Below are 23,629 nucleotides of genomic sequence, written 5' to 3' on the forward strand. Positions count from 1 at the left end.
ACCGGGGCGGGCGCCCTCGCCACCTCCATCGGGGGGAGCGTGAGGGCGTCCGCTACCGTGACACCGCCTGAATCCGCACGACCGCCGGAGGACCAGTGCCCCTGCTCTACACCATCGGCAAGCTGACCGTGGCGCCCACGCTGCGGTTGGCGTTCCGCCCGACCGTGGAGGGTCTGGAACACGTGCCGGAGACCGGCGGAGCGATCTTCGCCGGCAACCACCTCTCGGTGGCCGACGAACTGTTCCTCGGCACGGTCGTGCCCCGGCACCTGGCGTTCTGGGCGAAGTCGGAGTACTTCAAGGGCACCGGCGTGAAGGGCGCGATCTCGAAGTTCGTCCTCACCGGCCTGGGCGCGATTCCGGTCGAGCGGGCCGGTGGGCGGGCCGCGCTGTCCGCGTTCGACGCGGCGATCCCGGCGCTCAAGGGCGGCGACCTGGTGGTGGTCTACCCGGAGGGCACCCGCTCCCCGGACGGCAAGCTCTACCGGGGTCGGACCGGGGCGGCCCGGCTGGCCATCGCCACCGGCGTGCCGATCATCCCGGTCGGCATGATCGGCACGGACAAGGCACAGCCGATCGGGGCCCGGGTGCCCCGCCCCGGCACCGCCAAGATCACGGTCCGGTTCGGCAAGCCGCTGGACTTCAGCGGCCGGCCGGACGACCGCACCTCGCTGCGGCAGATGACCGACGAGATGATGAGCGAGATCCAGAAGCTCACCGGCCAGGAGTACGTGCCCCGCTACGCCCCGCCGCGCGCCCACCCGGACCCCACCCGCGACGCCTGACCCCGCGGCGGCAACGCCCGCCTACCGGCCCGCCATGCACGTCGCCGACGGTCGGCTGCGCCCCGTGAGCCGGCACCGTGTCATCGGTCAGCAGGAGCAACCGCCGGCACCGTGTCATCCGTCGGCCGGAGCAACCGCCGGCACGCCGACGGCGCCACCTCAGCCCCGTTCGGGCTGGACGATCTGGGCGCGCAGGGTGGCCAGCAGGGCGGCGCTGTCGGCGACCGAGAGCCGGGTGAACACGCCGGTGGCGATGCTGCCGTGGTCGACCGAGGTGCAGACCACCACGTCGCTGCCGTCCGCCCGGCCGACCGCGCAGCGCTCGTGCCTGCCGCGCACACCGGTGTCCACGGTCTCGGGGGCGTCCAGCGCGTACCGGTCGGTGAGCCGACTGATCTCGGCCTCCGCGTCCGACTCCGGGCTCAGGCGGAAGCCGGTGCCGCCGAAGACCGTCACCCGCTTGCCGCTGGTCGTGGAGTAGACGCCGGCGAAGGTGTCCTCGGCCAGCCAGTGCTGCTGGCGTACCTCGCTCTCCAACTGCCGGGCGGTGTCGGTGCTGCGGTTGTCCTGCCGCAGGCTGAGGTCCTCCACCTGCTCGGGCAGAGCCGCGCGGACCGGGTACTGGGCCGAGATCGGGAACCCGTAGTAGGCGGGGCAGCCGCAGCAGCACGCCAGCGTGAGCAGCAGCAGCCACGGCCAGCGGCGTCGACGCCGAACCGGGACCGGCACGTACCCCTTGGGGGCCTGCCAGCCCGGCGGCGCCGGCGGTGGCGCCGCGGAGCGCCGGCCCCGACGCTGCTTCGGTACGGGGGCCGGCGCGGGCGGTGACATCGGCCGGGCCGGCGGCGGCGCGGGCGACATCGGCCGGGCCGGCGGGACCGGCCGCGCGGCCGGTGGCGACACCGGGTGCGAACCGATCGACGGAGCGGGCGGACCGGACCACTGCCGGGTCGCCGGCGGCGTGGGGTAGGGCAATGTCGGGGGCAGTGGGGGCAACTCGGCGGACGGCAGGTCCCAGCCGCCGGTGTCCACGCCGGCCCACGGGTCGACCGGGGTGCGGTGCTCCGGAGGCTCGTGGGGCACGGGTGGCGGCGGAGTCGGCTCGCTCGACGCGCCCCAGGTCCGCCGGCGCGGCAGCGGGGGAGGCACCGGCGCGGAACCACTCCACCTGGGCGCGGGAGCCTCCGCGGTCGCGGCGGTGTCCTGCTCGACGGCCGTGTCCTGTTCGACGGCCGTGTCCTGCTCGACGGCCGTGCGCTGCTCAGCGGCGGGCGAGCCCTCCGGTTCGGGCTGGTCCGAGGGGTCCGGCTGGTCCGAGGGTTGCGGCTGGTCCGAGGGTTGCGGCTGGTCCGGTGGTACGGGTGGGGAGGTCGGCTCGTCGGCGACCGCCCGGTCCCGCTCCGGCTCCGCGCCCGGGGTGCTCCCGTCGGCCGGCCGTGCTCCCGGCTGGGGCTCCGGCATCGCGGCAATCTCCTCTCGCGCCGGTCCGAGGTTAATACCGCGCCGCCACCACCGCAGACCGGGCGTGCGCGCGGTCACCGGCGGGTGGGCGCGTACCCTTGGGCATCATGAGTGCCCCGTCCACGACGCCGCGCGCGGCCGCGACCAATTCGAGCGACGACTCCAGCTCGGAGCGTCTGACGCCGCGCCGCGACCTGGAGCCGTCGGTCTGGCCCCGGCTGGAGCCGCTGCTCCCTCAGGTTTCCAAGCCCATTCAGTACGTCGGTGGCGAGTTGGGCGCGGTGGTCAAGGACTGGGACGCGGCGACCGTGCGCTGGGCGCTGATGTATCCCGACGCGTACGAGGTGGGCCTGCCCAACCAGGGTGTGCAGATCCTGTACGAGGTGCTCAACGAGCTGCCCGACACGCTCGCCGAGCGGACGTATGCGGTCTGGCCGGACCTGGAGAGCCTGATGCGCACGCACGGCGTGCCGCAGTTCACCGTCGACGCGCACCGGTCGGTCCGCGACTTCGACGTGTTCGGCATCTCGTTCTCCACCGAGCTGGGTTACACCAACATGCTCACCGCGATCGACCTGGCCGGCATCCCGATGCTGGCCGCCGACCGCACCGACGCCGACCCGGTGATCGTGGCTGGCGGGCATGCCGCGTTCAACCCGGAGCCGATCGCCGACTTCATCGACGCCGCGGTGCTCGGCGACGGTGAGGAGGCGGTCCTGGAGATCACCGCGATCGTCCGGGAGTGGAAGGCCGAAGGCTCCCCGGGTGGCCGCGACGAGCTGCTGCTGCGGCTGGCCCGCACCGAGAGCGTGTACGTGCCGCGCTTCTACGACGTCGACTACCTGCCCGACGGGCGCATCCAGCGGGTCGTGCCGAACCGGGCGGACGTGCCGTTCCGGGTGCACAAGCGCACGACGATGGACCTGGACGCCTGGCCGTACCCGAAGAAGCCCCTCGTGCCGCTGGCCGAGACGGTGCACGAGCGGTACGCGGTGGAGATCTTCCGGGGCTGCACCCGGGGATGCCGGTTCTGCCAGGCCGGCATGATCACCCGGCCGGTGCGGGAGCGGTCGATCACGACCGTCGGGCAGATGGTGCGCGAGGGCCTGGAGTTCTCCGGCTTCTCCGAGGTGGGCCTGCTGTCGCTCTCCTCGGCGGACCACTCCGAGATCGGTGACATGTGCTCGGGCCTGGCCCAGCAGTACGAGGGCACCAACGTCTCGCTGTCGCTGCCGTCGACCCGGGTGGACGCGTTCAACATCGACCTCGCCCAGGAGTTGTCCCGCAACGGACGGCGCACCGGTCTGACCTTCGCCCCGGAGGGCGGCTCGGAGCGGATCCGCAAGGTCATCAACAAGATGGTGTCGAAGGAAGACCTGATCCGCACCGTCGTCACCGCGTACAGCAACGGCTGGCGGCAGGTGAAGCTCTACTTCATGTGCGGCCTGCCCACCGAGACCGACGAGGACGTCCTCGAGATCGCGGACATGGCCCACGAGGTGATCAAGGCAGGTCGGGCCGCGACCGGGTCCAAGGACATCCGCTGCACCGTCTCCATCGGCGGGTTCGTGCCGAAGCCGCACACCCCGTTCCAGTGGGCCCCGATGGAGCGTCCGGAGGTCATCGACCACCGACTCAAGATCCTCAAGCAGGCGATCAACTCGGACCGCTCGCTGGGCCGGGCCATCGGCTACCGCTACCACGACGGCGAGCCCTCGCTGATCGAGGGACTGCTCTCCCGGGGCGACCGTCGGGTCGGCTCGGTGATCCGCAAGGTGTGGGAGAACGGCGGCCGGTTCGACGGCTGGAGCGAGCACTTCTCGTACCAGCGCTGGGTGGACGCGGCGGCCGAGACGCTGCCCGCGTACGGGGTGGACCTCGACTGGTACACCACCCGTCGGCGCGACGAGCTGGAGGTCCTTCCCTGGGACCACCTGGACTCGGGCCTGGACAAGGACTGGCTCTGGCAGGACTGGCAGGACTCGCTCAGCGAGTTCGAGCAGGACGACTGCCGGTGGACGCCGTGCTTCGACTGCGGCGTCTGCCCGTCGATGGACACCGAGATCCAGATCGGCCCGACCGGTCGCAAGCTGCTCCCGCTCACCCCGCTGGGCGGCAACGGCATGAAGGTCCCGTCGGCCGGCAACCCCGCCTGACCGCCTGACCGTCTGGTGGCCGCAGAGCCGCCGGGCAGCGCCGGGTGGCGGTGAACCGCTACCCTCCATAGCCGACACGTCACCCGCCGGGCCCACGCCCGGTGGGTGACCGGCGTTCACGGAGGGAGGCGTGGTGTCCGGAGTCTCCATGAACACCGGCAAGCTCGGCGAGCTCGTCTCCGAGATGTCGGAGACGGCGGAGTCGCTGCGGTCCGGTGTGCTCCCCACGATCGAGTACCTGCGGCTGCCCTCCGGTGCCGCGCCCGCGTTCGACGCCGGCTTCTCCGCCGCGTACGCCGACATGCACGAGACGACGACGCAGGCCGTGTCCGCGCTCGCCGCCGCGCTCGCCGAGGTCGCACAGGGGCTCGGCCGGGTCGTCGAGCACTACAAGACGATGGAGCAGCGGCACGGCCAGTCGTTCGACACGGCTCTGGACTGAGCGCGGTCCGGGCGACCGGACCCGCCCCTCTTCTTCGACAGCACACGGGGGCAGCTGTTATGGACGACAACGTGGTATCCGGCGTCGACACGGCGCGCACGATCGGCCTGGATGCGGTCATCATCGCGCTGGGCGGGACACTCGCGGTGGCCGCCGAGCCGTCCGGCGCGGGGGCCCTGGCGATGGCCTTCGTCAGCCCGATCGCCGTCATGAACATCCGCAGCTGGGCGCCGTTCCAGGAGGCCGACGACAAGTGGACCGGCCTCGCCGAGGAGTTCTCGTCGCTGGCCGGCCGGCTGTCCCGGCTCAACGGCGAGGTCGACGGCCTGTGGAAGGGCGGCGGCGCCGAGGTCTTCAAGAGTTTCCTCACCACCAAGGTGGTCGAGCCGCTGGACGCGCTCAAGGAACTGGCCATCACGGCCTCCGCCGGCTGCAACGGCGTCGCGGACGGCCTCGAGACGCTCTTCTGGGCCTGGTCGGTGGGCACCGGCCTCGCCATCGTCGGCTGCATCGGCGCCAACGCCGCCGGCCCGGCCGGCCCCGCCGTCAAATGGGCGATCATCGGCAGCTGGGCCGCGTTCGTGACCGGCATCATCATGGCGATCGTCGGGCTGATGCAGGCCATGCGCGGCGCGAACAGCGCGATCGGCACCGCGGTGGCCCAGCTCAAGCGGGGATTCAAGCTGACCGGGGACAAGGTCGACGCCGAGAGCGCCCGCATCGGGGACCGCTACCGGGAGATCGTCAGCGACCCGGAGAGCTGGAACAAGGAGATCGTCGTACCGGGCACCTGACATCCGACGAACGGAGCAGTGATGAGTGATGCCTACCGTAGGGCCGTCGACTCCGTCCGGGAGGTGACCCGCACCGAGGCGTACGAGCCCGCGTTGCGGCGGGCCGAGGAGGCCACCCGGGACCTCGTCGCGTTGGTGACCGACGCCCGGGAGCGGACGTACGAGGGGTTCGACGAGACCGGGACGGTCGCGGCCGTCGTCGACGGGGCGGGCGGGGTGACGGACGTACGGATCAGCGCACGGGCCGTCCGGGACCTGCCCGCCGACCTCCTGGGCACGCACTGCCGCCAGGCGGTGACCGCGGCCCGGCTCGCCATGGCGCAGAGCATCCGGGCCAGCCTCGACGACGTCGCGGCGGAACCGGTCGACTGGGACGCCGGCGCGCCGGACCCGCTGACGGTGTGGCACGACGCGACGCGAGGGCTCCGATGAGGAGGGTCGACCTCGCGCAGCTGGTCACGGAGATGACGGCACTGCTGGGGACGGCCACCAGCGAGACCGGTCGGCTGGCCCGGGAGGAGTTCGTCGGTACCGCCGCGGACGGCCTGGTGACCGCCACGGTGTCCGGCGCGAAGGAGCTGCTGGACATCTCCGTCGCCGCGCGGGCCCACCGGACGGTGGACAACATCACGCTCGGCGAGGCGGTGGTGGAGGCGGTCCGCGCCGCCGAGGCGCTGGCCGACCAGCGCCGCTCCGAGATCATGTCCGGGCTGCGGCTCGGGGGCGTCGACGTCGACACCTTCCTCGCCGATCCGATGTCGTTGGTGCCGCGTGGGAGGACGGGCGATGAGTCCTGACAAGGCCCGTGTGCTGGTGGTGATGCTCTCGGTGGTCGCCGTGATCCTCGTGGGTCTGGTGGTCCTGGAGGTCGTCCAGGCGGTACGGAACGAGTCGGCCTGGAGCGGCGTGGCCGTTCTCCTGGGTCCGTTGGCCCTGGTGGGGCTCGGTATCGCACTGCTGGTCCCGCAACTGCGTCGCTGACATCGACACCGGTGGCTACGATTGACGGTGGCGTGGGCTGCCTCGATGTGGTCACACTCGATACGCTGCGTTTGACATGGACCGACCCGGCGGGTCGGGAACGGGGAGGAATCGCATGGGGGACATTCCGCCGCCGAACACCGGCGATCTGCACGTCAGCGTCGAGGACCTGGACGCGGCGGCGACCTACGTCGAGCGCCTCAAGCAGTACGTCGACGACACCATCCGTTACGAGATGGAGCGCGTCAAGGAGCGGATGAAGGGCGACAGCAACAACGCCCAGACCGTCCCGAACGGCACCCCCTTCGGCGCCTTCGAGGATGCCCGGATGCAGTGGCAGGCGCTGACCAAGTCCACGGCCAACATGGAGGCGCACCTCACGACGCTCTCCCAGCGGCTCGCCGCGCTCAAGCAGGGCACCGAGGACATCGCCAAGGCGTTCCGGGACGCCGAGGCGCGCAACGCCGCCAACGGCAAGGAGATCGAGCGGCTTCTGGACGCCGCCGCGCCGCCGCCCACGGCCGGCGGCGCACCCACGTACCCGTACACGGCCTGAGGGGGACGGCATGGCTGGAGGAACCTGGGAGCGGTGCGTCCGCGAGGTGACGCTCTCCGCAGACCCGGAGACGGTCGGCTCGGTCGGTGCGGGGTGGAGCAACCTCTCCGCCGGCCTGGGCTATCTGCGCGACGCGCTGGTCGGCCGGTCGTTCGTCGGCCCGATCGCGACCGGTCAGGAGCGCCCGCACGTCGGCGGGCTGCCCGCGATGCTCGCCGGGTGGAAGGGCAGTGGCGGCGACGCGTACCGCGAGCACCTGGGCGAGATCGGCAAGCAGATCGAGGATCTGATCACCGACGCGAGCAACGTCAGCGGCGCGCTCACGCGGATCGAGGGTGACATCCGCAGGGCGGTCGCCACGATCCCGATCCCGCTGATGGACGACTTCGGCTGGAACGAGTGGAGCCTGCCCAACGGCACCGAGCTCGACGACTCCCGCGACGGCGAGAGCACGTCGGGGTTCCTCGCCGCGCTGCGACAGGATTACCAGAGCAACCCGGGGTCGTACGCCGACGGCGCGTTCCGCGACAAGGCCGACGACCTGGAAGCGACCATGAAGGTCGACGGGCAGGCCGGCGACCAGAAGCGCGGCGGCTGGTGGGACACCAAGTCCCACCTGGACAACTGGTACCGGGACAATCAGCAGGCGGCCAACACGGCGATGTCGCCGCTGCCCAAGGCGGTGTACACCGAACGTCCCAAGCTGGTCGTGCAGGACCCGGGGACCAACACGGACGTCTACCGGCCCGACGACCGGACGCCGCCGAAGGGCCGCACCGACACGGGTGACATCGGTGGGAACGGCAATGTCGACATCGGTGGCAACCCGGACATCGGCAGCAGGCCGCCCGGCGTCAGCGACACCGGCAACGGTCCCACCTCCAGCGTGGGCCCGTTCTCCCCGCCCACCACCGGTGGTCCCGGCGGCCCCTCGCCCACCGGTTCCGACCCGTTCAACCCGCCGTCCACCGGCTCGGGCTACCCGAGTGGCGACGAGGACTACAGCAGCGGCCTGGCCGGCGCCGGGCCGGGCGGCCTCGGCAGCGGGTACGGCGGCGGCCTGGGCGGCTCGGGGGTCGGAAGCGCCGGCCTGGGTGGCGCCGGCGGCGGGTTCGGTGCCGGCGGCGGCGTCGGTGCGGCCGGCGGAATCGGTGCCGGTGGCGGCGGCCTGGGCGCGGCCGGCGGGATCGGCGTGGGTGGCATCCCCGGCATGGTGGGTGGCGGTAACGGCAAGGTGCCGCCGATGACGAGCGCGGCGAACGCGTTGCGCACCGCGGCCGGTGGTGCCGGCGGCGCCGGAATGGCGGGCGGAGCGCGGGGCGGTGCCGGCATGATGGGCGGCGGCATGATGGGCGGCGCGGGTGGTGCCGGGCACGGTGGTGGCGGTACGGGCTCCGAGCACTCGTCGTGGTTGACTGAGGACGACGATCCGTGGGGCCCCGGTGACGGTGCGTCCCCGGGCATCCTGCGATGAGGACGGACGGATGAGGGTTGACGGCGCGGCACGCCGGCCGATCACGGCCTGTGTGCTGGCGGGGCTCCTGGTGCTGGGGGTCGCCCAACCGGCGGCCGCCGCGCCCCGGCGGACCGAACAGTGGTATCTGGACGAGCTCCGGATCGACCAGGCGCACAAACTGTCGACCGGCCGGGGTGTGGTCGTGGCCGTGGTCGACAGCGGCGTCGACGCCACCCACCCGGACCTGCGGGGTCGGGTGCTCGCCGGTGGCCGCAGCTACGGTGCCAGCGGTGACGGGCGGGCCGACGAGGACGGGCACGGCACGCACATGGCCGGCATCATCGCGGCGACGAACGCCAGCAGCGACGGTGTGGACGGCATCGCCCCCGACGCGCGGATCCTGCCCATCAAGCTCTACGCGGGTAAGAACCCGCCGTACGACGAGAGCGCGATCGCTCTCGGCATCCGGATGGCCGTGGACGGCGGCGCCAAGGTGATCAACGTGTCCCAGGGCAAGCCGTCGGCGGTCACTCCGGAGGAGGCGAGCGCCATCAGCTACGCCCTGGATCGCGACGTCGTGGTGGTGGTCGCCGCCGGCAACCTCTCCAAGGGTGACGTGGACGTGGCGGCTCCCGCAAACGTTCCCGGCGTTCTCGCCGTCACCGGCACGACGCGGGGTGGCGCCTTCTGGTCCGGGTCGGCCAAGGGGCCCGAGGCGGTGGTCGCCGCACCCGGGGACGGTGTCTACAACGCGGGCCCCAACCAGGGTTACGGCTGGGGTGACGGCACCTCCGACTCGGCCGCGATCGTTTCCGGCGTCGCCGCGCTGATCCGGGCGAAGTATCCGAACCTCGACGCCCCCAACGTGATCAACCGGATCATCCGGACCGCCCGGGACGCCGGTCCGGCCGGCCGGGATCCGCAGTACGGCTTCGGCCTGATCGATCCGGTGCGGGCGCTGAGCGCGAACGTGCCGCAGGCCGCGGGTAACCCCCTGCTGGCCCCGGGCGCCGCACCGCCCTCGGCACCGGGTGGCACGGCGGCGGCCGACGACGAGTTCGACGTCACCCAGCACGGTGACCGTGGTGGCCCGACGGATCAGCAGGTCATGGTGGTCGGCATCGGCATCGCCGTGGTGCTGGTGCTGCTGCTGGGGCTGGCGGTCTTCCTGATGTGGAACCGCCGCCGCTACCGCCGTGAGGCGGCGCTGTCGACCGACATCCCGGACGACCTGCTCGACAGGGCATCTCCCGCCGGGTACGACCCACCGTCCGGGTACGCCCCACCGCCCGGTTATGCCCCACCGCCCGGTTACGCCCCGCCGGCGGGGTACACCCCGCCCGGTGCGCCGCCGCCTGCCCCGCCGCGGGAGCGGTAGCCCGGCTCCGATCGTCCGTGGCCGGCCGGTGACCTGCGGGGTCGCCGGCCGGCCCTCGACGTTCTGGCGGGCCGACACGACCCCGCTGACCGGTTTGCGCCGGTTCATCGGCCCGGTCCCGCCGCCCCCGGTTGCGCACCGTCACGAGCCCTGCGCCAGGATGGGCGGACACGCAGGTACACCCGAGGAGCCCACGATCGCCAGAAAGCCTCAACCCGAGGGCGGCCAGGCACCGGTCGTCCAGCGCGTCCGCATCCGGTACGCCAAGCGCGGACCACTGCGGTTCACCTCGCACCGGGACTTCGCCCGGGCCTTCGAGCGTGCGCTGCGTCGGGCCGCCGTGCCGATCGCCTTCTCCCAGGGTTTCACGCCGCACCCGAAGATCTCCTACGCCAGTGCCGCGCCCACCGGCGTCGCCAGCGAGGCCGAGTACCTGGAGATCGGCCTCCAGGCGCCGGTCGACCCGCAGGAGTTGCGGGCCGCGTTGGACGCCGCGCTCTCGCCCGGCCTGGACGTGCTGGACGCTGTGATCGCCGACGGGGGGAGCCTGCCGGACCGGATCGAGGCCTCGCACTGGCACATCGAGTTGCCCGAGGTCGACCACGCCGTGCTGCGCGCCGCCGTGGACGCCTTCACCGCCGCCGACGAGGTGCTGGTGGAGCGGATGACCAAGCAGGGCCGACGTACCTTCGATGCCCGCGCGGCCGTGATATCGATCAATGTCCTTGCCCCAACGCTGACGCCTTCCGGGGCGCCGGCCGTCCCGTGTGCGATACTCGAACTGGTCGTACGACAGGTCACCCCGTCCGTACGGCCCGATGACGTCCTTTCCGGCCTCCGCGTGGTGGCCGACCTGGAGCCGCCGGTCTCGCCGAGGGTGACCCGGCTGGCTCAGGGCACGCTGACCGCGCAGGGTGCGATCGTGGATCCGTTGGATGCGGACCGCGGCGGGGCAGCCATCGTTGGGCTCTGACCGACGGTCAGTGCTCTGGCAGGCAGACTTCGGCGGTCGCGCACCACGCGCGCCCGGCGGAAACACTTTTGCGGCGACCCTGCGTGGCAGCGCTCACCCGCGCCCGGGCTAGCCAGAACTGGAGAACGTCCATGCTCGAGAACGAGCCCGAGGGCGGCGAACGGACCGGTTCACAGCCGGCCGGTGAGACCGCCGACCAGAGCGCCACCCCCGACGGCCCCGCCGTCGCGAACCCGACTGCGGCCGCCGGCGCCGAGCCGTCCGGGGCGGAGGCCGCCGAGCCCGCCGCACCGGCGCGGCGTACCCGGGCCACCCGGCGACGGGCCGCCCCGCTCAACCAGCCGGAGCAGGCCGAGGCGCCCGTGGAGGCGTCCACCGGCGGGGCTGGCGCCGTCGAGTCGCCGCAGGCGGAGGTCTTCGCACCGGTCTCCGGTGACCTGGACGTCGCCCCGAAGACCCCCCGGCGCCGCCGCAAGGCGACCCCCGTCGAGACGACCGCCGAGGAGCCGCTGGTCGCGGCCAGCGCGGAACCTGCCTCCGCCGAGGTCGTTCCTCCGGTCAAGGTGACCCGTACCCGGCGGAAGAAGACCACGCCGGCCGTCGTCGAGGAGCCGCCGGCCGTCGAGGAGCCGCCCGCCGTCGAGGACGAGGCCGCGGAGACGCCGGCGGAGTCCGACCTGCGGGAGGCGGAGGCCGAGCTGAACGAGGCCACCCTCGCGCCGAGCGGGACCGACGCCGAGACGACCCGGACCAGCGGTGCCCAGGAGCGGTCCGGCGAGGTGCCGCCGGGCGTGGCCGTGGCCGCGGTGTCGGATGAGCCGGTCGAGCCGACCGAGGTCATCGAGCCGGAGCAGCCACGTACCCGCCGCCGTCGCGCGGCGCTCACCGCGCCCACCGTGCTGTTCATGGCGCCGCAGCCGGACGCCGTCCCGGTGACCCGGCCGGCGGAGCCCGCCCCGGTCGCCGAGGAGCCGGCCGTGGAGGCCGAGCCGTCCCGCCGTCGCCGGCGCGGTCGCCGTGACGTCGAGCCGGTGGAGCCGGTCGAGGCGATCGAGGCCGAGGAGGAGCCGACCGACGAGGCCACCGAGGCCACCGAGGCGGATGAGGACGACGAGGACAGCGCGGCCGCGCGTCGTCGTCGCCGCCGTGGACGCCGTGGTCGCGGTCGGGGCAAGGGCGGTGCCGAGGACGCCGAGGACGAGGAGTCCGAGGAGGCGGCGCAGGCCGAGGACGAGGAGACCGCCGAGGCGGAGGCCGAGGGCGACGAGGACGAGGAGTCCGAGGGCGGAGACGGGATGACCCGTCGTCGTCGGCGTCGTCGTCGCCGGGGCGCGGGCGACACGGAGGGTGCCGCCGACGACGGCGTACCGACCGTCGTCAAGATCCGCGAGCCGCGCAAGACCGTCGACGAGGTGCAGGGCGTCTCCGGCTCGACCCGGTTGGAGGCCAAGCGCCAGCGCCGCCGGGACGGCCGGGAGCAGCGGCGTACGCGTCCGCCGATCCTCAGCGAGTCGGAGTTCCTGGCGCGCCGGGAGGCGGTCGACCGGGTGATGGCGGTCCGTCAGCGCGGTGACCGCACCCAGATCGCCGTCCTGGAGGACGGCGTGCTGGTCGAGCACTACGTCACCCGCAACTCCTCCGGCACGATGGCCGGCAACGTGTACCTGGGCAAGGTGCAGAACGTGCTGCCGAGCATGGAGGCGGCGTTCGTCGACGTCGGCCGGGGCCGCAACGCGGTCCTGTACGCCGGTGAGGTCAACTGGGACACCTCCGGCCTGGAGGGGCGCGCCCGCTCGATCGAGCAGGCGTTGCGCTCCGGCGACTCGGTGCTGGTCCAGGTCACCAAGGACCCGATCGGGCACAAGGGCGCCCGACTGACCAGCCACGTCGCGCTGTCCGGCCGGCACCTGGTCTACGTGCCCAACGGCAACGCCTCCGGGATCAGCCGGAAGCTGCCGGACACCGAGCGCAAGCGACTGCGCGACGTGCTCAAGAAGCTGGTCCCGGACGGCGCGGGCGTGATCGTCCGGACGGCCGCCGAGGGTGCCAGCGAGGATGAACTGGCCCGGGACGTCAAGCGGCTCCAGGCGCAGTGGGAGGACATCCAGGCCAAGGCCGCCGAGGGTGGCGCGCCGGTGCTGCTCTACGAGGAGCCCGACCTGGTCATCCGGGTCGTCCGGGACCTGTTCAACGAGGACTTCCGCGAGCTGGTGATCGAGGGCGAGCAGTCGTACGACATCGTCGAGTCGTACCTGTCGCACGTCTCCCCGGACCTGGTCGACCGGGTGCGTCGGCACGTCGGCACGAGCGACGTCTTCGCCGAGTACCGGATCGACGAGCAGATCATCAAGGGCCTGGACCGCAAGGTCTTCCTGCCCTCCGGTGGCTCGCTGGTGATCGATCGCACCGAGGCGATGACGGTGGTCGATGTCAACACCGGCAAGTACACCGGCTCCGGGGGCAACCTGGAGGAGACGGTCACCCGCAACAACCTGGAGGCGGCCGAGGAGATCGTCCGTCAGCTGCGGCTGCGGGACATCGGCGGCATCGTGGTGATCGACTTCATTGACATGGTGCTCGAGTCCAACCGTGAGCTGGTGCTGCGCCGGCTGACCGAGTGCCTGGGACGGGACCGCACCAAGCACCAGGTCACCGAGATCACCTCGCTCGGCCTGGTGCAGATGACCCGTAAGCGGATCGGCGCGGGCCTGCTGGAGGCGTTCAGCGAGACCTGCGAGTGCTGCAAGGGCCGGGGCGTCATCATCCACACCGAGCCGGTGCCGGAGAAGCCGCGTACCGGTGGGGCGGGGGAGAAGGTCAAGGCGGTCGCCTCGTCGGTCGCCGCCGCCACCCCGTCCGCCGAGCAGGGCACCGGGTCGTCCCGCCGCCGCGCCCGCAAGAGCGCGTCGGCCGAGAAGACGGTGGTCGAGATCACCGACACCGACACCGACACCACCGCCGAGCCGGACGCCGACTACGTCGACACCATGGGCTACGACCTGTCCCGCTACGAGTCGGACAGCGCCGCCGCGCCAGCCGTCTCCGACAGTCAGCAGGGCGAGTCCGCCCGGCTTGCCGCGGCGGACGACCCGGATGCGCTCGCCGACGGTGACTCCGACGAGGAGAGCACCGAGGGCGGCGCGGGCCGGCGCCGCTCCCGCCGGGGTGGCGCCCGGCGGCGGACCCGCCCCTGACGGCCTGACCGGCCCAGTGTTTGACGAGGTCCCTTCCCCGGCAATGTGACGGGGGAGGGACCTTACCGGTCCGGCCACTTTCGGTCAGGAGAAGAAGATGCGTCGTCTGCTCGCCGTCACCGTGCTGGTCGCCGCGCTCTCCGTCGGGTCCGGCTGCGCCACCGGCGAGAGCCCGTCCGGTCCGACCAGCGGGGCGACGCCCGGGGGTGCCCCGGTCGGGTCGACCAGCACGCCCGTGGGCGGCGGGGCGGCGGCCGGCAACGCCGCCCAGGTCTGCGTCGCCGCGCGGGAGGCCGGCACGGCGGCCGTCCAGACGTACGTGGCGGAGTTGGGCCGGATGATCGCGGCGGTGGGCGCGGGGGACAGCGGCACCGCCGAGGCGGCCCGTGAGCGGGCCGAGGCGGCGTTGGCCGGCTGGCGGACCGCGCTGCGGGAGCAGTCGGCGCTGACGGCCGATCCGCAGCTCAAGACGTTGCTCACCGACATCGGCACCGAGGTCGCCGCGCTCGGCGCCGACGTCGAGTCGATCGACGAGACCGAACTCGACCGGCTCCAGCAGCGCCTCGACCAGCTCTGCGCCCGCTGACCAGGGCGGGCCGGTTTGGGGTCCGGGCGGGCGATGGCGTACTCTTGCCTGCGGCGCACTTTTGGTGTGCCGAGTTCCCGTGTGCCCACGCCGCCGTGCACTACTACCCGGCGAGCCGCCACGGGGACGACCGCCAGCAGCCTCAACGACAGGGAGTCCGCCTCCGATGTACGCGATCGTCAAGACCGGCGGCAAGCAGTACAAGGTCGCCGAGGGCGACGTGATCGAGGTCGAGAAGCTCACCGGTGCCCCCGGTGACGCGGTGAAGCTCACCGCGGTGCTCCTCGTCGACGGTGACGACCTGGTGACCGACGCGGCGAAGCTTGCCGAGGTCGCGGTGTCCGGCGAGATCGCCGCGCACACCAAGGGCCCGAAGATCCGGATCCACAAGTTCAAGAACAAGACCGGCTACCACAAGCGCCAGGGTCACCGCCAGCCGTTGACCCAGGTCAAGGTGACCGGCATCTCCAGCGGGAAGTAGGTCGTCCTCCAATGGCTCACAAAAAGGGTGCGTCCAGCTCGCGTAACGGTCGTGACTCCGCGGCCCAGCGACTCGGCGTGAAGCGCTTCGGTGGTCAGGTTGTCAGCGCCGGTGAGATCCTCATCCGGCAGCGTGGCACCAAGTTCCACCCCGGTGACCTGGTCGGCCGTGGCGGCGACGACACGCTGTTCGCGCTGTCCGCCGGTGCGGTCCTGTTCGGCACCAAGCGCGGTCGCAAGACCGTCAGCATCGTTCCGCAGCAGTAGTTCTCTTCGCTCAAGCGGGCCGCGGACCTCCGGGTCCCGGCCCGCTTAGCCTTTTTCACGACGTGCGGGGTCCGACCTCGCTGGAAGGATTCACACCGTGGCGACGTTCGTTGACCGGGTCGTTCTGCACCTGCAGGCCGGCGATGGCGGGCACGGCTGTGTCTCGATCCACCGCGAGAAGTTCAAGCCCTTCGGGGGGCCGGACGGCGGTAACGGCGGGCACGGCGGCAGCGTGTCGCTGGTGGTCGACCCGCAGGTGACCACGCTGCTCGACTTCCACTTCCACCCGCACGTCAAGGCCGACAACGGCAAGGGCGGCGCCGGGTCGAACCGGGACGGGGGCAACGGGCACAACCTGGTGCTCAAGGTGCCCAACGGCACGGTGGTGCAGACCACCGACGGCACCGTACTGGCCGACATGGTCGGCGCCGGCACCACCTTCGAGGTGGCCCGCGGCGGGCGCGGCGGGCGGGGCAACGCCTCGCTGGCCAACGCCAAGCGCAAGGCTCCGGGCTTCGCCGAGCTGGGGGAGCCCGGCGACCAGTTGGACATCGTGCTGGAGCTCAAGAGCGTCGCCGACGTGGGCCTGGTGGGCTTCCCGTCGGCCGGCAAGTCGTCGCTGATCTCGGTGATCTCCGCGGCGAAGCCGAAGATCGCCGACTACCCGTTCACCACCCTGGTGCCCAACCTCGGTGTGGTTCGGATGGACAACCACACCTTCACCGTCGCCGACGTGCCGGGTCTGATCCCGGGCGCGGCCACCGGCAAGGGGCTGGGCCTGGAGTTCCTGCGGCACATCGAGCGCTGCGCGGTGCTGGTGCACGTCATCGACTCGGCGACCCTGGAGCCGGGCCGTGACCCGGTCGCCGACATCGACGCCATCGAGGCCGAGCTGAGCCAGTACGGCGGGCTGACCGACCGCCCGCGGCTGGTGGCCGTGAACAAGGTCGACGTGCCGGACGGCCGGGACCTGGCCGAGATCGTCCGCCCGGACCTGGAGGAGCGCGGCTACCGGGTGTTCGAGGTCTCCGCGGCCACCCGCGAGGGGCTCAAGGAGCTGACGTACGCGATGGCCGAGCTGGTCGACGCGGAGCGCAAGGCCGCGCCTCCGGCCGAGCCGACCCGGATCGTGATCCGGCCGCTGGCCGTGGACGACGACGGCTTCACCATCACGAGCGAGGCGGACGGCTCGTACACCGTCCGTGGCGTACGGCCGGAGCGGTGGGTCAAGCAGACCAACTTCGACAACGACGAGGCGGTCGGCTACCTGGCCGACCGGCTGGCGCGGCTCGGTGTCGAGGACAAGCTCGCCAAGGCCGGCGCGCAGCCCGGTGACCTGGTCCGTATCGGGGAGCGCGAGTTCGACTGGCAGCCGACGCTCTTCGCCGGTGTGGAGTTCGTGCCCGGTAACCGGGGTACCGACATCCGGCTGGAGGAGAAGTCCAACCGGGCGTCGGCGGCGGAGCGGCTCGCCGCGCGCAAGGCCCGCCGGGTGCGGTCGGCCGACGAGGTGGGTGCGGACGCGTCCGACGACGAGCCTATCGACGACGAGGACGACGCCGAGTAGCCGGTTGCGCTCCGTGATCGGGTTGATTGCCGGAAACCTTCGCGAAATCCACCCGGCCTAGCGTTGGGTGATGCTGATCGAGTCGCGGCCCGCCACCGATCCGGAGATCGCCGCTCTGCTCGTCGCCCAGCAGCGTGAGCTGCGTGAGGCCGACGGTGGGATGGACGGGCAGGTGTTCGTCCCCCATGACGACGTCCGCTACCTCGCGGTGGTGGTGAACGGCCGGGCGGTCGCCTGCGGCGGCCTCCAGGCGCTCGACGCCGCCACCGGCGAGGTCAAGCGGATGTACGTCCGGCCGGCGTACCGGGGGCGGGGCATCGCCCGCCAACTGCTCGCCGCGCTGGAGGAGTGCGCGTTCCGGCAGGGCCACTCGGTGGTCTGCCTGGAGACGGGCACGTACCTGCCGGCCGCCATCGGGCTGTACACCTCGTGTGGCTACGAGCCGATCCCGGTCTACGGCGAGTACGTGGGCAACCCGTACAGCGTCTGTTTCGCCAAGCGGCTCCCGGTCGCGGCCTGAGCGCAGGCCGGGCGCCCGCGAAACCGCCCCAACGGCAGGTCAGGGCCGGTCGGCCGGGGTGTCCAGCCGCCCGCCGGTGCCCGCCTGGTTGGAGAGCAGCAGCCCGAGCGCGAGCATCCCGAAGCCGAGCGCGAGGTGCAACCAGTTGTCGGCGTCGTTGACCGGCAGGATGTTCGCCCCGCCCTCCGGGTTGATGGCCTCGATCGCCAGGCCGTACAGCCAGAGGACGAGGTAGATCGCGCCGCCGCCGGCCAGGAACACGCGGGCGCCGCCGACGCTGCGGGCCAGCACCAGGCCGGCCAGCCCGAACAGCAGGTGCACCGCGTTGTGCAGGATCGACACCTGGAACAGCCCGAGCAGCCGTGCGTCCGAGTGATGCCCGGCGAAGGTCAACTCGCCGTAGTCGGTGGTGATGCCGGGGATGTAGCCGAGGATGCCGATCAGCAGGAAGACCCCGGCCGCGGCCAGCGCGGCCACCTGCACCCGGGGTCGCGGGCCGGACGGCCGGCCACCTCGCGCGTCTCGTGCCATCGCTGCCCCCTCCGTGGATTGCCGGCCCTGCGAACCTCACTGTCCGCGGCGGCGATGTGACGCAGCCCGACGATCCTCCATTTTGAAGTCGATCCGGCCGGCGGCGCAGAGAAATGCACGAAGAGGTATGGAAGAGGAAACGCAGGGTAGGTGAAGTGGTGGCGGCCGCGGAGACGCGGCCACATCCCCCCAGCACAACCGCGACGACTTTCCGAGCGGAAGGGAAATCATGACCTACGATCTGTCACCTACGACTTCCACCTACGGACAGCAGTCGACCAACGGCGGTGGCGTCCGCGAGCAGGCCCGCCAGGTCGGGTCGGAGGCCGCGCACGCCGGTGGCGCGGTCGCGCAGACAGCCAAGGAGCAGGGCACCGAGGTCGGCCGCGAGGCGGCCCGGCAGGCCCGCAACCTGTACGGCGAGGCGCGTACCCAGCTCACCAGCCAGGCCGGCGAGCAGCAGCGCCGCGCGGCGACCGGGTTGCGTTCGCTGGCCGACGAGATGCGCTCGATGGCCGAGCAGGGTGGCCAGGCCGGTCCGGTGAGCGAGCTGGCCCGCCAAGCCGCCGACCGGGTGCACGGTGTGGCCGGCTGGCTGGACGAGCGCCAGCCCGGCGACCTGATCACCGAGGTACGCGACTACGCCCGCCGTAACCCGGGCACCTTCCTGGTCGGCGCCGCCGTGCTCGGTGTGCTGGCCGGGCGGCTGACCCGCAGCATCTCCGCGGCCGGTGACGACTCGGGCAGCGTGTCCCCGAGCTACCGCGGCGCCGGGGCGTACGACCCGGAGCGGACCGCGGTGATCTCGACGCAGGCGGACACCGTCCCGCAGGGCGGTCACCTCGACCCGACCCCGGGCACGTACGCCGCGCCGACCTCCGGCGGCTACGCTGACCCGACGCCCGGTGGTTACACCGACCCGGCGCCCGGCGGCTACACCGACCCCGTCCGGGGTGAGCACCCGGAGCACACCGGCACCGGGCAGCCGCTGCCGCCGGTGAGCCAGACCGACCCGCTGCCGGGCGTGCCGTCCAGCGGCACCACCCGCCCGTGAGCCACCGAGTCATCCGAAGGGAGGCGACGGCATGACCATGCCGACGCAGGGGTCCGGGTTGGACTCCGGGTACCGGCCCGACGCGGGTGCCCCGCACACCGCGGCGGATGTGAAGAGCAGCTCGCTCGGTGAGCTGATGCGCCAGGTGACCAGCGACCTGTCGACGCTGATGCGTCAGGAGGTGGAGCTGGCCAAGGCCGAGATCCGTCAGGAGGGCAAGAAGGCCGGCAAGGCCGCCGGGCTCTTCGGCGGTGCCGGCTTCGGTGGCTACATGGTGGCGCTGTTCGTGTCCATCGCCGTGTGGCAGTTCCTGGACAACGTCATGGACTCCGGCCTGGCCGCGTTGATCGTGGCCGTGATCTGGGCCGTGGTCGCGGCCGTCCTCTACTCGATGGCCAAGAAGAACGCCCAGCACGTACGCGGCCTCAAGCAGACCAACGACAGCGTGCAGCGGATCCCCGACGCGCTCAAGCCGCACCCGGAGGGAGTCACCCGATGAGCACCGATCCCGACCAGATCCGCCGGGAGATCGAAGCCACCCGCAACAGCCTCAGCTCCGATGTGGACGCGTTGGCGTACAAGGTCAACCCCAGCCGCATCGTCGACGACCGCAAGCAGCGGGCCCGTTCCGCGTTGCAGAATGTGAGGGACAAGGTCATGGGAACCGCGTCTGACCTCGGCCACGGCACCGGCCACGCCGCCCACTCGGTGGGCGACCGCGCCTCGTCGGCGGCCTCCAGCGTCAGCGACGCCGCGCACTCGGCGGCCTCCACCGTCAGCGACGCCGCGCACAGCGCGCCGCGGGTGATCCGGCAGAAGTCCCAGGGCAACCCCCTCGCCGCCGGCCTGATCGCGTTCGGGGTGGGCTGGCTGGCCTCCTCGCTGATCCCGGCCTCGCGTCGGGAGCAGCAGGCCGCCGTCCAGGTCAAGGAGAAGGTCAGCGAGCACAGCGGGGCGGTGAAGGAGAAGCTGGGTGAGGTGGCCAGCGAGCTCAAGCAGGAGCTGCGCGAGCCGGCCCAGCACGCCGCCGAGTCGGTGAAGTCCACCGCTCAGGACGCCGTGCACGCCGTCCGGGGCGACTCGAAGTCCGCCGCGCACGACGTGAAGGACACCGTCCAGCAGTCCCGCCCCTGACCCACGCACCCGACCACTCGCGGCCACCGTCCCCGGTGCCCGCGAGCTGTCGCGTGTCACCCCCTCCGACGTCCGCGATCGTGCGGTTCCTGGTGCACTTTTGTCGAGCCGTGCGGCTTTTGTCCCAGCAGAAAGTGCAGGATCGCGCGGGGGCTGGGGCGGGCGTGGGGGTGGGCGGCTTGGCGGATGCGGGTGTTGCCGTAGCGGACGCCGCCGAACAGGAGCCGCTGGCTGACCGCCAACCAGCTGCAGGCGCCGCGCTCCACCAGCCAGAGCGGGGCGGCCAGCGGGGTGCTCGGCGGGAACACGGCGTTGCCGCCGGCGCGGCGGCGGCCCACCTCGGCCAGGGCGACGACAGCGGTCGCCGCGGCGAGCAGCGGTCCACGCCGGTGGGTCGCGACCGCCGCCGCCAGCGCCGGCAGGACCGCGAGCGCGGTCACCAGGCGGGCCGGCTGGGCCAGGTCGTCGTACGCCTGGCGGACCCGCTGGCCCCGGAAGTGCGCCGCGTCGGGCGGCAGTCGGCGTACGTACAGCCAAGCCGGTCGGACCTCGACCCCGCCGTACGCGCGCACGGTGCGGATCATCTCCAGGTTCTCGAAGAGGACGTCGGGGTCGTACCCGCCCATGTCGAGGAAGGTGCTGCGGCGCACCGCGAGGGTGCCCGGATAGTCGTCGCCGAGCGCCCGGTTGAGCAGTGTCCGGCCGGTGTCCCACCAGGCGTGCCAGGGCAGCGGGTGGAAGTAGTTCTGCGGGCGGACCAGGTCGGCCCGGTCCAACAGTCGGTGCACCCCGCGCAGCCCGGTCCCGTCGTACCGGACGTCGTCGTCGGCGATCACCACGTGCTCGTGGCGTGCCGCGCGGACCCCGGTGAGTACTCCGACGACCTTGCCGTTGAGCCCTCGCGCGGTGGGGTCGGGCGGAAGGTGGCGGACCAGGCCGCGCCACGCGTCGGCGTGCCGGGCGAAGACGTCCGGGGGTGAGCCGTCGACCACGAGCACCTCGACGTGCTCGGCCAACCCGCGCAGGTAGTCGGTCAGCTCGTCCAGCCCGGCGTCGGTGTGCCAGTGCAGCGGCAGCACGTACGTCATCGGCAGCGGGCCGGCCGGGACGTCCCGCCGTACCCCGACTCGACCTGGCGGACGGCGCATGGTCGTCAGGCGGTCCGGCGGATGTTGGCGAGGGTCAGGCCGACCGGTGGCAGGGCGGGCATCCGGTGCAGGTCCAGGGCCAGGTTCTGGACGGGGACGTCGTAGCTCATGGTGGTGGTCAGGTTGGTGACCGCCCGCTTCATCAGGTCGATGGTGATCCACTCGCCGGCGCAGCGGTGCCCCGCCCAGTGGTCGCCGCCGCCCTGCGGGATCAGGTCGAACGGGTCTGCTCGGCGGCCGGCGAACCGCTCCGGACGGAACAGCTCGGGTTGTGGCCAGAGGGTCGGGTGGTGGTTGGTGCCGTAGAGGTCGAGCAGCACCCGCCTGCCCCGGGGGAAGTGGTGGCCCTCCCAGTCGAAGGAGCGCCGGACCCGGGCCGCCGCGATCGGGAAGAACGGGTAGTAGCGGCGTACCTCCTGGACGAACTGCCCGGTCGCCTCGTCGTCGTCGCGGACCCGCTGCCGCCAGGCGGGGTGGTCGTGCAGGGCGAGCGCGGCGAAGGCGATGTACTGGTCGACGGCGACCACCGGCCGCAGCAGGTTGAGCAGTTCCACCGCGGCGATCCGGCGGGGGAGCAGCGTGCCCCGCGCGTCCCGGTGCTCGGCGATCACCGCCAGGGCGCTGCCGGCCGGTGCCGGGAGCAGGCCGAGGCGGGTCCGCTCGATGATGGTGGCGATCCAGCGTTCGGCGCGGCGGCGGGCGAGCAGCCCTCGCCAGTGCCGGGGGCCGACCACCGCGGGGGCCTCGATCATGGCGTGCAGGTCGATGGCGCGGCGGTTCACCTGTGACGTCGCCAGCGGCACCCCGGCCCAGGCGCACACCGCCCGGGTCAGCAGGCGGCCCACCTCGTCGTAGAGCGGGACCGGCCCGGCGGCCTCCCAGGCGGGGATCCGGGTCCGCCACTCCTCGTCGAAGAGTTCACCGAGCTGCCGGATCGCGGTCGGCGTCATGATCGACATGAGCATGGCCTTGCGGTCGGAGTGCTCCGGCCCGTCCAGCCCCTGCACGCCACCGCGGCCGGTGAGGGTCCGTTGCACCCGCAGCGGCATCGCGGTGCGCCGCTGGAAGCGCTCGTTGTCGTAGAACAGCGTCGCCGCGGGCCGGCCACGGAGGCAGATGGTCGGCGCGAGCAGGATCCGGGTCTGGAAGACGTCGCTGCCGTACCGGTCGCAGCGTTCGCCGATGAACCGGTAGCCGGCGCGGAGCAGCGCGAGAGTGCTGTCCGGGCTGCGGTCGGCCGGCATGGTCGCCATCGGGCCTCCTCGGGTGCCGGTGGCGGCCATCGCCACGGCCCGGCTGCGTCTACCCTCGTGGCCGCCGCTGAATCCCCCGCGTCGACGGCGCGCCGGCTGGCCCCTCCCAGGGGCGGCGGAACCTGGTTTGCTGCTGGTGGGGCCGCCGTCGGCGGCAGTGCCGGTCGGCCGGCGCGGCCTCCGGTGGGCCGACGGCCACGACCACGGGGAGGGCGAATGCGCGACAACAGGTCGCCGTACTGGCGGCAGCGGCGGGCAGCGGGGGCACTGGGCCCGGGCCGGGACGCACGGGCACTGATCGGGCCGCCCGGGCGGCCGACCCGGCCGCACCGGTTCTTCACCGTGCACCTGGGCTTCACCGCGCCGGGCGCGGCCGACGCCCGCGAGCTGGCCGTGGGGTACGCGGAGGCGCTGAGCCTGCTCCGCCCGGAGGTGGCGCTCGGCGCGGCGGCCCTGTCACCGGCCGACGCGTGGCACCGGGCCGAGCGGCTGTTCTGTGGGGCGGTCGGCCCCGACGGCGAGCGCTGCGTCGATGTGGCCGAGCACCCCGGCTTCCACCACGCCCCGGGCCCCGGGGGCCTCGGCTGGGGCGATGGCGATGCCTGACCCGGCGGTCACGGGTGGCGGGTGTCCCGCGCCACCCGTGACCCCCGGCGGCAGTCAGTCCAGGTCGAATTCGCCGTCCTGCGCGCCGGCGACGAACGCGTCCCACTCGGCCTGTGTGAAGACCAGCACCGGCCCCTCCGGCTCGGAGGAGTTGCGCATGCCGATGAGATCGTCGACGAAGGCGACCTCGACGGCGCTGTCGGAGGTGTCCCCCTCGGCCCGCTGCCAGACCGCCCGAGAGAGGTCGAAGTCGCCCTTGGGGTGTTGCGCCATGGTTCTTTCCTCCAGTGCCGAGGGTCGTGTGGTG

Annotated in this window: 26 protein-coding genes; 21 read left to right on the forward strand and 5 right to left on the reverse strand. The window is 72.7% G+C overall.

The window, feature by feature from the left end:
* The first annotated feature begins 95 nt into the window (after nucleotides 1-95).
* The gene (locus O7620_RS01085; RefSeq protein ID WP_278121314.1) at nucleotides 96-785 is read left to right on the forward strand and encodes a lysophospholipid acyltransferase family protein; all 690 of its coding nucleotides are present in this window, start codon (nucleotides 96-98) and stop codon (nucleotides 783-785) included.
* Nucleotides 786-944: 159 nt separating this feature from the next.
* Here O7620_RS01085 and O7620_RS01090 read toward each other — a convergent pair whose 3' ends face one another.
* Complete coding sequence (locus O7620_RS01090; protein WP_278121316.1) at nucleotides 945-2,246, reverse strand: hypothetical protein; 1,302 nt, start codon at nucleotides 2,244-2,246, stop codon at nucleotides 945-947.
* A gap of 107 nt (nucleotides 2,247-2,353) precedes the next feature.
* Between O7620_RS01090 and O7620_RS01095 the strand changes: the two genes are divergently transcribed.
* The 16 genes from O7620_RS01095 (at nucleotide 2,354) to O7620_RS01170 (ending at nucleotide 17,596) form a co-directional block, all read left to right on the forward strand.
* Nucleotides 2,354-4,402: a TIGR03960 family B12-binding radical SAM protein gene (locus O7620_RS01095; protein WP_151492888.1), complete on the forward strand. Its 2,049-nt coding sequence runs from the start codon at nucleotides 2,354-2,356 to the stop codon at nucleotides 4,400-4,402.
* 133 nt (nucleotides 4,403-4,535) lie between these two features.
* On the forward strand, nucleotides 4,536-4,844 hold the full coding sequence (locus O7620_RS01100) for a hypothetical protein (protein ID WP_151492887.1): 309 nt from the start codon (nucleotides 4,536-4,538) through the stop codon (nucleotides 4,842-4,844).
* A gap of 59 nt (nucleotides 4,845-4,903) precedes the next feature.
* Nucleotides 4,904-5,638: a hypothetical protein gene (locus O7620_RS01105; RefSeq protein WP_278121319.1), complete on the forward strand. Its 735-nt coding sequence runs from the start codon at nucleotides 4,904-4,906 to the stop codon at nucleotides 5,636-5,638.
* A gap of 21 nt (nucleotides 5,639-5,659) precedes the next feature.
* Nucleotides 5,660-6,070 (forward strand): YbaB/EbfC family nucleoid-associated protein, encoded by a 411-nt coding sequence (locus tag O7620_RS01110; RefSeq protein ID WP_278121321.1) that lies wholly within the window; start codon nucleotides 5,660-5,662, stop codon nucleotides 6,068-6,070.
* Complete coding sequence (locus O7620_RS01115) at nucleotides 6,067-6,435, forward strand: YbaB/EbfC family nucleoid-associated protein (RefSeq protein WP_278121323.1); 369 nt, start codon at nucleotides 6,067-6,069, stop codon at nucleotides 6,433-6,435. The genes O7620_RS01110 and O7620_RS01115 overlap by 4 nt, the downstream gene beginning before the upstream one ends.
* Nucleotides 6,425-6,619, forward strand: coding sequence for a hypothetical protein (locus O7620_RS01120; protein ID WP_278121325.1), 195 nt, complete (start codon nucleotides 6,425-6,427; stop codon nucleotides 6,617-6,619). The genes O7620_RS01115 and O7620_RS01120 overlap by 11 nt, the downstream gene beginning before the upstream one ends.
* Before the next feature lie 115 nt (nucleotides 6,620-6,734).
* On the forward strand, nucleotides 6,735-7,175 hold the full coding sequence (locus tag O7620_RS01125; RefSeq protein ID WP_278121327.1) for a hypothetical protein: 441 nt from the start codon (nucleotides 6,735-6,737) through the stop codon (nucleotides 7,173-7,175).
* A 10-nt stretch (nucleotides 7,176-7,185) separates the two neighbouring features.
* Nucleotides 7,186-8,649 carry a hypothetical protein gene (locus O7620_RS01130; protein ID WP_278121328.1) on the forward strand — a complete coding sequence of 488 codons (1,464 nt, stop codon included), beginning with the start codon at nucleotides 7,186-7,188 and terminating at the stop codon, nucleotides 8,647-8,649.
* Nucleotides 8,650-8,659: 10 nt separating this feature from the next.
* Nucleotides 8,660-10,009: a type VII secretion-associated serine protease mycosin gene (mycP, locus tag O7620_RS01135; RefSeq protein WP_278121330.1), complete on the forward strand. Its 1,350-nt coding sequence runs from the start codon at nucleotides 8,660-8,662 to the stop codon at nucleotides 10,007-10,009.
* 160 nt (nucleotides 10,010-10,169) lie between these two features.
* Nucleotides 10,170-10,982 carry a TIGR03936 family radical SAM-associated protein gene (locus tag O7620_RS01140; protein ID WP_278121331.1) on the forward strand — a complete coding sequence of 271 codons (813 nt, stop codon included), beginning with the start codon at nucleotides 10,170-10,172 and terminating at the stop codon, nucleotides 10,980-10,982.
* 131 nt (nucleotides 10,983-11,113) lie between these two features.
* The gene (locus O7620_RS01145) at nucleotides 11,114-14,176 is read left to right on the forward strand and encodes an Rne/Rng family ribonuclease (RefSeq protein WP_278121332.1); all 3,063 of its coding nucleotides are present in this window, start codon (nucleotides 11,114-11,116) and stop codon (nucleotides 14,174-14,176) included.
* Between the two features lie 97 nt (nucleotides 14,177-14,273).
* Complete coding sequence (locus tag O7620_RS01150) at nucleotides 14,274-14,762, forward strand: hypothetical protein (protein ID WP_278121334.1); 489 nt, start codon at nucleotides 14,274-14,276, stop codon at nucleotides 14,760-14,762.
* A gap of 166 nt (nucleotides 14,763-14,928) precedes the next feature.
* Entirely contained in the window at nucleotides 14,929-15,243 is a 315-nt protein-coding gene (rplU, locus tag O7620_RS01155; protein WP_007464063.1) for a 50S ribosomal protein L21, read from the forward strand.
* Nucleotides 15,244-15,254: 11 nt separating this feature from the next.
* Nucleotides 15,255-15,509 (forward strand): 50S ribosomal protein L27, encoded by a 255-nt coding sequence (rpmA, locus tag O7620_RS01160; RefSeq protein ID WP_074313740.1) that lies wholly within the window; start codon nucleotides 15,255-15,257, stop codon nucleotides 15,507-15,509.
* Between the two features lie 97 nt (nucleotides 15,510-15,606).
* Nucleotides 15,607-17,076 (forward strand): GTPase ObgE, encoded by a 1,470-nt coding sequence (gene obgE / locus O7620_RS01165; protein ID WP_151492475.1) that lies wholly within the window; start codon nucleotides 15,607-15,609, stop codon nucleotides 17,074-17,076.
* A 70-nt stretch (nucleotides 17,077-17,146) separates the two neighbouring features.
* Nucleotides 17,147-17,596: a GNAT family N-acetyltransferase gene (locus tag O7620_RS01170; protein ID WP_278121344.1), complete on the forward strand. Its 450-nt coding sequence runs from the start codon at nucleotides 17,147-17,149 to the stop codon at nucleotides 17,594-17,596.
* 39 nt (nucleotides 17,597-17,635) lie between these two features.
* Here O7620_RS01170 and O7620_RS01175 read toward each other — a convergent pair whose 3' ends face one another.
* The gene (locus tag O7620_RS01175) at nucleotides 17,636-18,127 is read right to left on the reverse strand and encodes a DUF4383 domain-containing protein (protein WP_278121346.1); all 492 of its coding nucleotides are present in this window, start codon (nucleotides 18,125-18,127) and stop codon (nucleotides 17,636-17,638) included.
* 229 nt (nucleotides 18,128-18,356) lie between these two features.
* Here O7620_RS01175 and O7620_RS01180 point away from each other — a divergent pair, with 229 nt between their 5' ends.
* From O7620_RS01180 to O7620_RS01190, 3 genes are read left to right on the forward strand one after another with little or no spacing between them, the layout of a single operon-like run.
* Entirely contained in the window at nucleotides 18,357-19,181 is an 825-nt protein-coding gene (locus O7620_RS01180) for a hypothetical protein (RefSeq protein ID WP_278121348.1), read from the forward strand.
* 31 nt (nucleotides 19,182-19,212) lie between these two features.
* On the forward strand, nucleotides 19,213-19,680 hold the full coding sequence (locus O7620_RS01185; RefSeq protein ID WP_151492480.1) for a phage holin family protein: 468 nt from the start codon (nucleotides 19,213-19,215) through the stop codon (nucleotides 19,678-19,680).
* Nucleotides 19,677-20,315: a DUF3618 domain-containing protein gene (locus tag O7620_RS01190; protein ID WP_278121349.1), complete on the forward strand. Its 639-nt coding sequence runs from the start codon at nucleotides 19,677-19,679 to the stop codon at nucleotides 20,313-20,315. The genes O7620_RS01185 and O7620_RS01190 overlap by 4 nt, the downstream gene beginning before the upstream one ends.
* Before the next feature lie 56 nt (nucleotides 20,316-20,371).
* Here the strand turns inward: O7620_RS01190 and O7620_RS01195 are convergent, their stop codons facing one another.
* Together O7620_RS01195 and O7620_RS01200 are read right to left on the reverse strand one after the other, a co-directional pair.
* Nucleotides 20,372-21,463: a glycosyltransferase gene (locus O7620_RS01195; RefSeq protein ID WP_278121351.1), complete on the reverse strand. Its 1,092-nt coding sequence runs from the start codon at nucleotides 21,461-21,463 to the stop codon at nucleotides 20,372-20,374.
* 5 nt (nucleotides 21,464-21,468) lie between these two features.
* Complete coding sequence (locus O7620_RS01200; RefSeq protein WP_151488719.1) at nucleotides 21,469-22,716, reverse strand: cytochrome P450; 1,248 nt, start codon at nucleotides 22,714-22,716, stop codon at nucleotides 21,469-21,471.
* Nucleotides 22,717-22,932: 216 nt separating this feature from the next.
* Between O7620_RS01200 and O7620_RS01205 the strand changes: the two genes are divergently transcribed.
* Complete coding sequence (locus O7620_RS01205) at nucleotides 22,933-23,322, forward strand: hypothetical protein (RefSeq protein ID WP_278121354.1); 390 nt, start codon at nucleotides 22,933-22,935, stop codon at nucleotides 23,320-23,322.
* Nucleotides 23,323-23,376: 54 nt separating this feature from the next.
* On the opposite strand, the gene O7620_RS01210 is transcribed toward O7620_RS01205, so the two are convergent.
* On the reverse strand, nucleotides 23,377-23,595 hold the full coding sequence (locus O7620_RS01210) for a DUF397 domain-containing protein (protein ID WP_151488717.1): 219 nt from the start codon (nucleotides 23,593-23,595) through the stop codon (nucleotides 23,377-23,379).
* Between the last annotated feature and the right edge of the window lie 34 nt (nucleotides 23,596-23,629).

It is taken from the genome of Micromonospora sp. WMMD710, from assembly GCF_029626045.1.
In the GTDB taxonomy this organism is placed as follows: domain Bacteria; phylum Actinomycetota; class Actinomycetes; order Mycobacteriales; family Micromonosporaceae; genus Micromonospora.